The organism is Mesorhizobium sp. CA13 (assembly GCF_020165235.1).
Classification (GTDB): domain Bacteria; phylum Pseudomonadota; class Alphaproteobacteria; order Rhizobiales; family Rhizobiaceae; genus Mesorhizobium.
On sequence record NZ_JAIUHS010000016.1, the window covers coordinates 1 to 13,811 of the forward strand.

At 64.0% G+C, this 13,811-nt stretch carries 3 protein-coding genes and 2 pseudogenes; 4 read left to right on the forward strand and 1 reads right to left on the reverse strand.

Going from position 1 to position 13,811, the window contains the following annotated elements:
- Positions 1-47: 47 nt before the first annotated feature.
- The gene (locus LB566_RS26740) at positions 48-686 is read right to left on the reverse strand and encodes a hypothetical protein (protein ID WP_224628900.1); all 639 of its coding nucleotides are present in this window, start codon (positions 684-686) and stop codon (positions 48-50) included.
- Between the two features lie 941 nt (positions 687-1,627).
- On the opposite strand from LB566_RS26740, the pseudogene LB566_RS30605 reads away from it, so the two are divergent.
- From LB566_RS30605 to LB566_RS26755, 4 genes and pseudogenes are all read left to right on the forward strand, one after another.
- A pseudogene (locus tag LB566_RS30605) lies at positions 1,628-4,864 on the forward strand (beta strand repeat-containing protein); the annotation flags it as partial.
- Positions 4,865-5,143: 279 nt separating this feature from the next.
- Positions 5,144-6,535: pseudogene (locus LB566_RS30610) on the forward strand (beta strand repeat-containing protein); the annotation flags it as partial.
- Complete coding sequence (locus LB566_RS26750; protein ID WP_224628913.1) at positions 6,535-12,978, forward strand: autotransporter outer membrane beta-barrel domain-containing protein; 6,444 nt, start codon at positions 6,535-6,537, stop codon at positions 12,976-12,978. The pseudogene LB566_RS30610 and the gene LB566_RS26750, both read left to right, overlap by 1 nt.
- Positions 12,979-13,044: 66 nt before the next feature.
- Positions 13,045-13,566 carry an invasion associated locus B family protein gene (locus LB566_RS26755; RefSeq protein ID WP_224628915.1) on the forward strand — a complete coding sequence of 174 codons (522 nt, stop codon included), beginning with the start codon at positions 13,045-13,047 and terminating at the stop codon, positions 13,564-13,566.
- Positions 13,567-13,811: the final 245 nt, after the last annotated feature.

Below are 13,811 nucleotides of genomic sequence, written 5' to 3' on the forward strand. Positions count from 1 at the left end.
TTTGCCGCGGCCGCCTTCCAGGGCGAGTTCTCCGGCAACGTGAAGAGCTATTCCGGCAAGCTGAAGCTCGGCATCACCTGGTGAACGATGATGCCCATGGCCCTCACGAACTCGCAGCCGAGATGCGGTCGAATTGCTGGTCCGGGTGGATCGTCTTGAGGGCAAGGAATCGAATTTAAGATTCTCCAATTCGCTGGAGTTTCGGGAGCAAGGCAGATGGGTGGAAAAGTCAATGTAAAAAGGCGGGCCCGCTGGTGGCTGGCCTGAGCAGGGGAACTTGCGTGTCGACGCCGGGTTCGCAAAGCAGCGTAGTCGAGCATTGTCTGGTGGAGATCGGTCTCCACATTGCTAGCGTCGAGGGACAGCGCTGGCGCGGGTAACAACCCCGGTGTCCCCGGCGGCCCCAGCAAAAAACCTCTCTCCAGGGCAGAGATGCAGTGCTCCAGCCGCTGAAGCCGCGACCTGTGCGCCTGAATTTGAAAACCGATCTCGGAAGGCCTTCGCGGCTTCGCCACATCTGCGGTGGCGATCAACGCCCGTTCAAGTTCGGCAATCTGTTCCCTGAGCTTTCGAGCGTCGTCGATCCGCTGTTTCCGAATCCACCCCCGACCCCGCAGTCCACCAGATGTTCTTGCTGTCCCCTGCCCAGCGTCCGACAGGGATGCTGGTTTGGTGGTGGCGGTCATGCACTTCTCGTCGTTGGATTGTTGTGGCAGCCCGCACGCTAGGCGCGGTTCATCGGACCAACCCAACAAAGTTATTCCGCCACGTGGGCGCAGGCAATCCTTGAGCGAGCGTTGCTTGTTGCAGTGGCTGGTCATGGACGTCGCGTCATTCAAATGAGCCTAGGTCCAATCGCGCTTGCTTAATAAAGTCCTTATATTCGAGGTTGCTTATATTAAGTTCTTTAAATCCAAACCGATGAAATTAATTACTTTATAAGTTGACTGATGTGTGATGTTCTTTGTTGAATTGATTCAAGCGCAGATTCGGCTGCCTTGAAGTGCCGCGCCAGCCTTTGGATGAGAGGGCTGCATTGTGGCGGAGGAGCGGGCGGTTCGGGAGAGGGCGATGCTGGGGCACACCAGGCCAGCAACGGGGAGTGACGATTTGGATCAACTCCGGCGCGGCTCGGTTGAGCGCGCTGCGGCTTATTGCTTTCGGTATGCCGAATAATGCAAGAGCCTGTTGTAGATCACTCGTGTTCCGATTTGAGGACGCAAACCGGCTGGCAGTTGGCCGGCCATCTGCGCGTCGCCGTTTCCCGCAAGAGCAAGCTTCATCGCAAGGCTGCCTGCGGCATCAACCTGGATCGCCGGTCGGGTGGCTGGTTCCGTTCCAGACTGTCACATGGAACTCGAATGCAGGCGCCATAATCGTGCCGTCAGGCGCGAGCCCGCCAGTTTGGCGCCGGGGGGACTAAATGAACGAGACGCTTGGCAATTCGACGCCGCTGCGACTGAGGCTCGGATCAAAGTCCGAGGCGAGCGATGGGCGATCTCGCTTGCTGCGCGGCGGCCGCATGACGAAGTGGAAGGGCGAGGCGGCGAGCTATGCCTCGCATGTTGGCGAGTTGGCCCGGTCGTCGGTCCGAGCCTTGCGGGCGGCGCTTCTGCCTGTTGCACTGATGTTCGGGCTGGGTACAGGAGGGGCAGGGGCCGCCGACCTATACTGGGACGCGAACAACAGCGGCATCGGAATTGGTGGAACAGGAACATGGGACACGAGCACGTCCTCCTGGAACACGACCGGCAACGATGTAGCCGGCCCATTCACGACCTGGAACAGTGCCACCCCGGATAACGCTATTTTCCAGGGCACAGCTGGCACGGTCACGCTCGGCGCACCAATAACCGCGGGCAGCCTTACTTTCAACGTCAACGGTTACAACATTACCGGCAGCACATTGACGCTCGGTGGCGCCACGCCGACAATCACCGCAGCCGGCAGCGCTACCATCAATTCGGTCATCGCCGGCTCGGCGGGCCTGACGAAGGCGGGTGCGGGCACGTTGACCCTGTCTGGCGTCAACACTTTCTCGGGCAGTGTAACCGTCAACGCCGGCACCTTGGGCCTGACCGGCACAAACAGTTTCACCGGTGCAGTGAACGTCAATGGCGGGATACTCTTCGTCGGCTCGAACGCGGCGCTTGGCAACGCAACCAACGTCGTAAATATGGCTGCCGGAACGACTTTGAGCGCCAGCGGATCGCTTCTCGGACGGACAGTGAGTCTTTCCGGTCAGGCGAATGTGCAGGGAGCCGGGGCAGGCTCTGCTCATTACACTGGTGTCGGTGGACTTACGATCGCGGCCGTGGGTAGCACCGGTTCGATCAGCATGAGTGACGATACGAATGACTTTGCTGGGCCGGTGAGTTTTGTCGTCAACAACGCCGCAGCGGCGTCTTTCACATCGGTGCGCAATATCGGTCAGGCTAGCGCGTTGGGGGCCGGGGACACTATCAGCCTTCAGGCCAACACAGGAGTGTCCGCCCTCAACTACACCGGGACTGGGAACACGTCGAACCGCAACTGGCAGATCACCACCGGAGGCGGAGCGCCGACCGCCTTCCTCCAGAATGCCGGTACCGGCACGCTGACGCTGACCGGCAATATTTCGGTCACGGGCGGAACCACTGTCGCATTGGGTGCCACCACCGCCGATTTGCAGGCGCTCGGCGTCATCAGCAGCGCGGCCGCCAACACATTCAGGTTCATTGCCAGCGGTTCAGGAGCGATCACGCTCGGCAATGCCAATACGTTTACTGGAGCTGCGTCCATCGAAGGCGGTGTCGTCAGGGCTGGCGTGCTCGCAAATAGCGGCGCGACCAGTTCGCTCGGCGCAGGCACGGCCATCACGATCAGTGGCGGGACTGTTAGCTACACGGGCGCCGGCGCGAGCAGTAATCGCACATTGACCCTGGGCGGCACGAGCGCCATCCGTAACGACGGCACGGGAGCGCTGACTCTGAGCGGCGCCACGTCGCTGACGGGCAACCTGACCCTTGGGGGCACCTTCACTGGCGCCGACAATGCGATGTCCGGCGTTATTTCCGGCAGCGGCAATTTGATCAGCAGCGGCAATGCCACCTGGGCGCTGACCGGGGCGAATACCCGCACTGGCACCGTCACCGTCAATGGAGGCACTTTGCGCGCCGGCAGCGCATCGGCGTTCGGCACGACGACTGGCATCACAACCACAGGGGGCACGCTGGATCTCAACGGGTTCAACATGTCGACGACGTCGATTGCCGGCACGGGCGGCACGTTGGCGCTCGGTAGCGCGAATCTTGCGCTCAATCTCGGTACAGGCGTCAGCAATACTTATGGCGGGAGCATTACAGGCGCCGGTGGAAGCCTGACCAAGCTCGGCGCTGGCACTCTGACGCTCACCGGCACCAGTACCTACACTGGCACGACGACCCTTGGGGGCGGCACTCTGGCGCTCGACTTCTCGCCCGCCGGCGGGCCGACCAGCGGCATCATCTCCGCTTCATCCGCCCTGGTCATGAACGGCGGTACGCTGACCGTGAAAGGTGCAGTTGGCGAGACCAACGTCCAAAGCTTTGGTGGCCTGACCATCACGACGGGCAACAACACCGTCAGCGCCACTTCCGGCTCTGGCGGCACCACCACGATCAATCTCGGCACGATCAGCCGCACCGGGGGCCTTGCCAACTTCGTGTTGCCGACGACAGGCGCGATCACGACCAGCAATTCGAACGGCGCTTTGGGCGGCTGGGCCACCGTCAACGGCACCGACTACGCCAAGGTTCAGGGCGGCAACATCGTTGCCTTCACCACGGCCGATTACGTCAACAAGGACAATGCCTCGACCTGGCTCGCCAACGAGATCATCAGCGATGCCGGTGGCGCCGCCAACACGCCCTATTTTGGCACGGTGGGCAGCACCGTACAGATCGGCGGCCTGCAATTCACCGCAGCGGGGAACTCCACAGTCAACGTCGCCATTGGTCAGACGCTCGGTGTCGACGGCACCATCATCGTCGCTCCCTCCGTGGGAGCAGCCAACCAGACCATCACCGGCGGTTCGATGACCGGCACGCTGGGTGGCGGTGTGCTCGGCGTCCAGCAGAACGGTACCGGCACTTTCACCATCGCCTCGACGATCGTCGACAACACGGGCGCCATCGGCTTCACCAAGGCCGGCACGGGCAAGGTGGTGCTGTCCGGCGGCAACACCTACACCGGCGCCACCACAGTGGCGCAAGGCACGCTCTCCATCAATTCGGTCGCCGATGCGGGGCAGGCCAGCGCTATCGGCGCAGCATCGACCAATGCGTCCAACCTGGCGATCCAGGGCGCAATCCTGGAATATACCGGCGGAACTGCGTCCACCGATCGCGGCTTCACCATCGCCCGCTCCGGGGCCATCACCTCGGACACGATCTCCGTCACCAATGCCGCCGCCAGCCTGACCTTTTCGGGGCAGGTGGTCAGCCCGGACGGCGCCAACTTCATCAAGGATGGGGCGGGCACGCTGACGCTTTCCGGCAGCAACAACAGCTATACCGGCAACACCATGGTCAATGGCGGTACGCTCGCCGTCACCACGCTCGCCAATGGCGGCGTCAACAGCTCCATTGGTGCCTCCAGCAATGCGTCCTCGAGCCTCGTCCTGCAGAACGGCGGTAAGCTGGACTACCTCGGCGCCATCGCGACAAGCAACCGCGGCTTCACGCTCGCTTCGGCAGGCGGCATCGGCGTGAGCAATGCCGCCACGACCCTGACGCTGGGCGGCGTCGCGACCGGGCCAGGCAGTCTGACCAAGACAGGTCCTGGCACGCTGGTGCTGTCGGGCACCAACGATTATTCCGGCGGCACGACGGTAAGCACGGGCATCTTGCGGGCGGGCTCTACCAGCGCCTTCGGCACAGGGGCGATGACCGTTGCTGGCGGAGCGACTCTCGATCTTGCCAACAACAGCAACTCTGTCGGGGCGCTCGGCGGCTCAGGCAACGTGACCCTCGGTACAGCAAGGCTCACGATCAACGGCAGCGGCACGTTCAGTGGCGTGATCAGTGGTGCTGCTGCCGGCGGAGTTACCCTTGGCTCCGGCGCGCAGACATTCAGTGGTTGCGGCAACACCTACGCTGGTTCCACGATCCTGCAGGGCAACAGCACCCTGAATGTCGGCTGCCTGGCCAATGGGGGCCAGCTGAGCGACATCGGTGCCTCCAGCAGCGCTTCGACCAATCTTGTTTTCAACCAGGGCGCCCTGAACTATACCGGCGGCAACGTAACAACCGACCGCGGCTTCCAGCTGCTGGCCAATATCGGCGCCATCGGCGTGGCGAATGCAGCGACGACGTTGACATTCACAGGCCAGGCAACTGGTGGGGGCATCTTGCGGAAAGATGGTCCCGGCACGCTCGTGCTCTCCGGCAACAATACCTACACTGGCGGCACTATCGTAAGCACCGGCACGTTGCGGGCCGGCTCGACAACCGCCTTTGGTACCGGCGGCACGACAGTAAATGCAGGCGCGACGCTGGACCTGAACGATCTGAGCAACACGATGGCTGGCCTGACCGGAGCCGGCAACGTTACCTTGGGAACGGCCACACTGACGATCAATGGCGGTGGTGGACTCTCTTTCAGCGGCGCAATCAGCGGCACCGGCAACTTTGTCAAGACTGCCGCCGGTGGGCAGGGGCTTGCCGGCTGCAACAACAGCTATGGGGGCACTACGACCATCAGTGGCGGCTCGCTGGTGGTGGATTGCCTCGTCAATGGTGGCGTCAACAGCTCGATCGGCGCGTCGAGCGCAGCCGCCAGCAATCTCGTGTTCAATGGCGGCACATTGGGCTATGTCGGTACCGGTGGCAGCACGAACCGTCAGTTCACCCTCGATACCGCTGGCGGTGGCCTCGACGCCTCGGGCACTGGCGCGATCAACTTCACCAGCACGGCGGCGATCACCCTTCTGGGTACGGACACCGCTCGCACCCTGACCTTGGGTGGCACCAACACCGGCAACAACAGCCTCGCGGCGCAAATCACGGACAACGGCACTGGCAAGACGGCGCTCACCAAGACCGGCACCGGTACCTGGGTTCTGACCAATGCCAGCAGCACCTATACCGGCGTTACCACAATCAGCGGTGGGGTGCTCGCCGTCGACAAGCTCGCCGATGGCGGCCAGGCAAGCTCTATCGGCATGTCGGCCAAGGATGCGTCCAACCTTGTGATCGGCAGCGGCTCGACGCTGCGCTACACAGGCACCGGCGACACCACCGACCGCCTGTTCACGCTCTCGACCGGCACCAGCTTCATCGAATCCTCGGGTTCGGGTGCAATCGTCTTCAGCAATACGGGCTCGGCCGCTTATACCGGCTCTGGCAATCGCACACTGGCGCTTGGCGGCACCAATACCGGCCTCAACACCATGGGCGGCACCATTGTCGACGGGCCCGGTGGTACCACGACGCTGGCCAAGAACGACAGCGGCACCTGGGCGTTGACGGGCAACAACACCTTCACCGGCAACACCGTTGTCAACAACGGAACCTGATGATCGGCAATGGCGGCACCACCGGTAACGCCGGCGCCGGCAACGTCATCGTCGCCAATGCAACTTCCACGCTCTCCTTCAATCGAAGCGACCCCTTCAATTTCACGGGAACGCTGAGCGGCCTTGGCAATATCGCGCAGATCGGCACCGGCACCACGGTGCTGACCTCGGCCGGCAACACCATCGGCGGCACCACCAACGTTAACGCCGGCACGCTGCAGGTGAACGGTGGGCTGACGAGCACCGGAGGTATCACGGTTAACGCTGGCACACTGCAGAGCAACGGAGGGGGCGCTGCCATAACCACGCCGACGATCGCGATGAACGCCGGCTCGAAGCTCATTGTCGGCGGTGGAACTATCCAGGCAGCCGGTGGCACCCAGACGTTGTTCGCCGGCGGAACCGGCGGAGCCACGATCAACATCACTGGCGGCACGCTGCTCGGCAACGGTACGCTGGGCGCAGGCGGGAACACTGTCAATCTCACCGCCGGTTCGCTCAACACCGGCGCAGCCGCATTGAACCTCGGCAGCGGCAGCGACACTTTGCTGTTGAGCGGTTTCGCGACGATCGCAGGAGTCGGGGTGGACGGCGGTGCCGGCACCGATTCACTTCAGGTGAGCACCACACTTAACCGTACGCTCGACGGCGCCCAGATTGCCGGTTTCGAGAGCCTGGACAAGCAAGGCACCGCCACCCTCACACTGACGGGCAATCACAGCTACAGCGCAGGCACGACAGTAACGCAGGGAACGCTCCAGATCGGCAATGGCGCGACGGCAGGTTCTCTCACCACGCCAACAGTGGTCAACAACGGCACGCTCGCCTTCAATCTGAACAGCGCCTACAGCTTTGCCGGCGCAATCTCCGGCACCGGCGCTGTGAACAAGCTCGGCACCGGCACCACCACTTTGACCGGTACCAACAGCTACACCGGGGCGACCAACGTCAATGCCGGCACGCTCCTCGTCAACGGCAATCAGGCTGGTGCCACCGGGCAGACCAGTGTCGCCAGCGGCGCGACGCTGGGCGGCACCGGCACGATCGGCGGCAGCGTCACGGTCGCCGATGGCGGCACGCTCAGCCCCGGTGACGCTGGCAGCGTGCCCGGCGCGCTGACGATCAACGGCAATCTCGCGCTTGGCAATTCCAACCTCAACGTCGATTTCGGCCAAGCGAACATCCCCGGCGGCGCGTTCAACGACCTGATCGATATCGGCGGCAACCTGACGCTCGACGGCACGCTCAACGTGACGCAGAGCCCCGGCGGCACGTTCGGCCCCGGCGTTTACCGCATCTTCAACTATGGAGGTTCGCTCGCCGACAACGGGCTCAACGTCTCGGACCCGAACTATTTCGTGCAGACGGCGGTGGACAAGCAAGTCAATCTCGTCAACTCGACTGGGTTGACCTTGAGCTATTGGGACGGCGAACTGGGTCCGCATTCGAACGGTGCTGTCAACGGCGGCGACGGCACCTGGCGCGCCACGGGCGACCAGAACTGGACGGACGCGACCGGCCTCTTCGCGGCGCCGTTCGCCAATGCCAGCTTCGCGATTTTCCAGGGCGCTGCCGGCATGGTGACGGTCGACAACACTGGCGGCCAGGTCCAGGCCACGGGCATGCAGTTCGCCACTGACAGCTATGCGGTGCAAGGCAATTCCATCGTGCTGGTCGACGATCCCGCGCAGGCAGGTCTCCAGTCGATCATCCGCGTCGGCGACGGCACGGCGGCAGGCGCGGCCTATGTCGCCACCATCGCTTCCGATCTGACGGGCAGCAGCCAATTGGTGAAGACCGATCTCGGCACGCTGGTGCTGGCGGGGACCAACAGCTACAGCGGCGGCACGGCGATCAATGGCGGGACGCTCCAAGTCTCCGCCGATGCCAATCTCGGCGCCGCGGCCGGTGGCCTCTCGCTCGACAGCGGCACGCTCAACACCACAGCTAGCTTCGCTTCGGCACGCGGCGTCACGATCGGCGCCGGCGGCGGCGCTTTCGACACGGACAATCTGACGAATCTGACGCTGACCGGCACGGTCGGCGGCGCCGGCGCGCTGACCAAGGAAGGCGCCGGCACGCTCATCCTGGCCGGCACCAACAGCTACCAGGGCGGTACTTTCATCAATGACGGGACGGTCCAGATCACGGCCGATGCCAATCTGGGCAACGCGACCGGCAAGATCACCTTCGATGGCGGCGCGCTCTACCAGCAGGGCGCGGCCAGCATCGTGACGGGCCGCAACGCGACGCTTCAGGCGGGCGGCGGAACGTTCCAGGCCGACAGCGCCCTGCAGTGGGAAGGAACTGTTGATGGCGCAGGCGCGCTCACCAAGGCCGGCACAGGCGCCCTGTTCCTCGGCGCCGACAACAGCTATGCTGGTGGGACGACTATTGCGGGCGGCATCCTGTTGCTGGGCACGGGCGGCACGACGGGTTCCATCCTGGGTGACGTTGTCGACAACGGCACGCTCAGCTTCAACCGCTCCGACCTCTATACGTTCAACGGCACGATCTCCGGCAACGGCGGCGTGACCCAGGACGGCACCGGCAACACCGTGCTCACGGCCAACAACAGCTATGCCGGCACCACGCTGATTGTCGGCGGCGGCGGGCTCTACATCAATGGCGACCAGAGCGCTGCTACCGGATTGACCAACGTCAATTTCGGCACGCTTGGCGGCAATGGCACTAGCGGCGGCGATGTCTTCGTCGACGCCGGGGGCAGGCTGGCTCCCGGCGGCATCGGCGCTACCCCCGGCACGCTCACCATCATGGGCGGCCTCGACCTGGCGGATGGTTCGAACCTCGACTACTCGTTCGGCCAGGCGGGCGTGGTCGGCGGCGCCTATAACGACCTTACCGTCGTGCACGGCGATCTGACGCTCGACGGCACGATCAATGTGACGGAGGCGCCGGGTGGCAATTTCGGGCCGGGCATCTACCGGGTCATCAGCTATGACGGCACGCTGACCGACAACGTGCTGGACACGACATCGCCGAGCCACGTGGTGCAGACCTCGGTCGCGGGCCAGGTCAACCTCGTCGATATCAGCGGGCAGACGCTCAATTTCTGGGACGGCAACGCCGGGCCGAAGAGCAATGATGTCGTGAACGGCGGAGACGGCACCTGGCGGGCCGCCGGAGACGACAACTGGACCGGTTCCGACGGCAACCTGAATGCCGCGTTCTCCAATGGCAGCTTTGCCATCTTTGCCGGGACCTCAGGCCTGGTCACCGTCGACAACACCAATGGCCAGGTCCAGGCGGCAGGCATGCAGTTCGCCACCAGCGGCTATGTGGTCCAGGGGCAGGCGATCCAGTTGGTCGGTCCGCAGTCGACCATCCGCGTCGGCGATGGAACCCTTGCCGGCGCTGCTTACATAACAGGCCTCTACGCGAACCTCACCGGCGCGGCTCAATTGGTGAAGACCGACCTTGGCACGCTGGTGCTTGACGGAGCCAACAGCTACAGCGGTGGCACGGCCATCAATGGCGGCACGCTGCAGGTTGCGGCCGACGCCAATCTGGGCGACGCGGCCGGCGGCTTGAGCCTGGCCGACGGCACGACCTTGAGGACCACCGCGGCCTTCACCTCCGCGCGGAGTGCCACCCTGGCCTCGGGTACGGGCACATTCCAGACCGATGCGAACCTCACTCTGTCGGGCCCGATCACGGGTGCCGGCGGCCTTACCAAGACTGGGGCCGGAGCGCTCTCGCTCACCGGCACCAACAGCTATGCCGGGCCGACCACGGTGACAGCCGGCGGGCTCTATGTCGATGGCGACAACGGCGCGGCCACCGGTGCGGTTTCGGCCGCAAGCGGCGCGACAATCGGCGGCAAGGGCAGCATCGGCGGCGACGTCACCGTCGCCGACGGCGCGACGCTCTCGCCCGGCTCGGCCGATGGCGCTCCAGGCACGCTGGCGATCGGCGGCAACCTCAACCTCTCCAGCGGCTCGACCCTCAACTATGCCTTCGGCGAGGCGGGTGTCGCCGGCGGGGCACTCAACGACCTGACCACGGTCGGCGGCAATCTCGCGCTCGACGGCACGCTTAATGTCAGCGTCAGCGCCGGCGGCACGTTCGGGCCGGGCGTCTACCGCGTCTTCAGCTATGATGGCACGCTGACCAACAACGGCCTCGTGGTCGGGGCGATCCCGTCATCGGGCTATTCGATCCAGACCTCGATCGATCACCAGGTGAACCTGGTCAACACGCAAGGGCTCACCTTCAACTATTGGGACGGCAGTGCCGGCCCGAAGAACAATGGCGCGGTCAATGGCGGCGACGGCGTCTGGCAGGCCTCGGCCGGCAACGACAACTGGACCAACGAGACCGGCACGATCAACGCACCGTTCGCCGACTCCTCCTTCGCGATCTTTGCCGGCCAGGCGGGCACGGTGACGGCGGACGGCAGCCTGGGCCAGGTGACTGCCTCCGGCATGCAGTTCATGACCAACGGCTATGTCATCCAGGGCGACGGGATCGAGCTCATCGGCCCGTCCAGCAGCATCGTCGTCGGTGACGGCACGGCGGCGGGCGCGGGGATGACCGCGACGATCGCCTCCGCTCTTTCCGGTGACGCGCAACTGGTAAAGTCGGACCTGGGCACTTTGGTGCTGACCGGCACCAACAGCTACACGGGCGGCACCGCAATCAATGGCGGCACGCTGCAGGTCTCGGCCGACGCCAATCTGGGGGACGCGGCGAGCGCGCTCGACTTCAACGGCGGCACACTGCACACAACTGCAAGCTTCGCCACCTCGCGAGCGGTGAGTTTGACCGGTTCGGGGACCGTCGCGACGGACGCCGCCACAAGCCTGACCTTCGATGGCGGCCTCACCGGCGCTGGTTCCTTGACCAAGGCTGGGGCGGGAACGCTTCTTCTGAACGGCGCCAGCGCCTATGCAGGCCCGACCTCGGTTCAGCAGGGCACGCTGGCAGCGGGCGCGGCGAGTGTGCTGAGTTCGGCCTCGGCCTTCACGGTCGCTTCCGGCGCGACGCTTGATCTCGGCGGCTTCAACCAGGCCGTCGCTTCGCTCGGCAATGCCGGCTCGGTGCGGTTGGGCACGGCGCCGGGAACGACGCTAACTGTCAATGGCGACTACACCGGCAATGGCGGAACCATCTTCCTCAATGCCGCACTCGACGGCGATGCTTCGACGACGGACAAGCTTGTGGTGAATGGCAACACATCGGGCACCGGGATTCTTGCCGTCGCCAATGTCGGAGGGACAGGGGCCCAGACCGCCGAGGGCATCAAGATCGTCGATGTCGGCGGCACGTCGGCCGGCACCTTCACGCTTGCCGGCGACTATGTCTTCCAGGGCGATCAGGCGGTGGTCGGTGGCGCCTATGCCTACCGGCTTTACCAGAACGGCGTCAGCACGCCCGTCGACGGAGACTGGTATCTGCGCTCGGCGTTGACCACCCCGACCGGTCCACAGGGACCGCTCTATTCGCCGGCCGTGCCGATCTATGAAGCCTATCCCGGCGTGCTGCAAAGCCTGAACGAAGTTGGCACGCTGCAGCAGCGCGTCGGCAACCGCTCCTGGACAGGTGCCGCCCAGGGCGCCGACGAGATCGGCAGCGTGCCGACGCAAAGCGCGATCTGGGCCCGCATCGAGGGGGCGCATGCAAAGCAGAGCCCTCAGAGCGCCACGACCGTATCGGACTATGACGTGACGACATGGAAGCTGGAGACGGGAGTCGACGGGCTGATCTACGAGGACGCCACCGGCATTTTGCTCGGCGGCCTCACCTTCCATTACGGGACAGCCTCTTCCGACATCTCGTCGATCTACGGCGTCGGCTCCATCCAGGCCACCGGCTATGGCTTCGGCGGCACGCTGACCTGGTATGGCGACAATGGCTTCTACACCGACGGCCAGGCTCAGGTGACCTGGTATGACAGCGATCTCAAGTCGGCCACGCTGGGCAGCGAGCTTGCCAAGGGCAACAACGGCTTTGGCTATGCGCTGAGCGTAGAGGCCGGCCAGAAGATCGCCCTGCAAGGCAGATGGACGCTGACGCCGCAGGCGCAGCTTTCCTATTCGTCGGTGCGCTTCGACGGTTTCACCGATCCATTCGACGCGTCGGTGTCGCTGAGCCGCAGCGAGGCCTTGATCGGCCGCGCCGGACTGTCGCTCGACTTTGAGGACGCCTGGACCGGCGCCCAGGGCAAGGCAAGCCGCTCGCATCTCTACGGCATCGCCAATCTTTACTACGATTTCCTCGACGGCAACGATGTCGATGTCTCGGGCACGGCGCTGCACGAGCACGACCAGCCGCTGTGGGGCGGCCTCGGTCTCGGCGGATCGCTCTCCTGGGACGACGATCGCTACGCCGTCTCCGGCGAGGCCTTCGCGAAGTCGAGTCTGAAAGACTTCAGCGACAGCAACTCAATCGGCGCCAAGCTCGGCTTCAGCCTGAAGTGGTAGCCGAGGTTCGGCATGCCGTCATGTGACAGCTCCTTCGGGGCTGTCGTTCTAAAGAAAGGCACTGGCTTGCGTATTCCCAAACTAATCTATGCAGCGGCAGCGTTGATATCACTAACCGCATCGGCATCCGCTCAGGAAAGCACCCTGCCGGGCGGTGCTTCATCACTGCAGGAGGCGTATCAGGACTGGAATCTCAACTGTCAAGGTAGCCCCAAAATCGTCTGCGTGGTCTCGCAGCAGCAATCACAGCAGAATGGACAGCGCGTATTGGCGGTCGAATTGCGCAAGGGGGAGGGCGATGTCGTCTCTGGCAATTTGGTCCTGCCTTTTGGACTTCAGCTCGATTCAGGCGCGTCGCTGCAGATTGACGATGGACAAGCAGGAGAACCATTGCGATTCTCCACGTGTGTGCCCGCGGGTTGCGTGGTGCCGCTCAGCTTCGAGGCTCAGGCCGTCGCCAGCCTGCGTGCGGGCACGGCGCTGAAGATCAAGGTCAAAAGTGCTGACCAAAAAGAGCTGACCCTGCCTGTTTCGCTAAAAGGTCTGGCAGCGGCGCTCGACAGGCTGCAGGTCTTGGCCGGGAGCTAAGTGGCATGGACTGATCGAGAGACGGAAATTTGCCACTTCAGGTCGGTGGTAGCGCTAGCGGCTTAGGACTTCTCACGGGAGAGATTGCTGCGCAAGCAGTGGGTCAGGGCGAATCTGAGCTGCACTTCCCGTAGGGGAGACTCGCCCGCCAGCTGAAGAGGCGACGGCCCAAGCTACCGCGAGGCCGCATAGCAGCGACGCCGCGATGGCAACTGATATCGGGATGCGATGCATCCGGGCTAGGT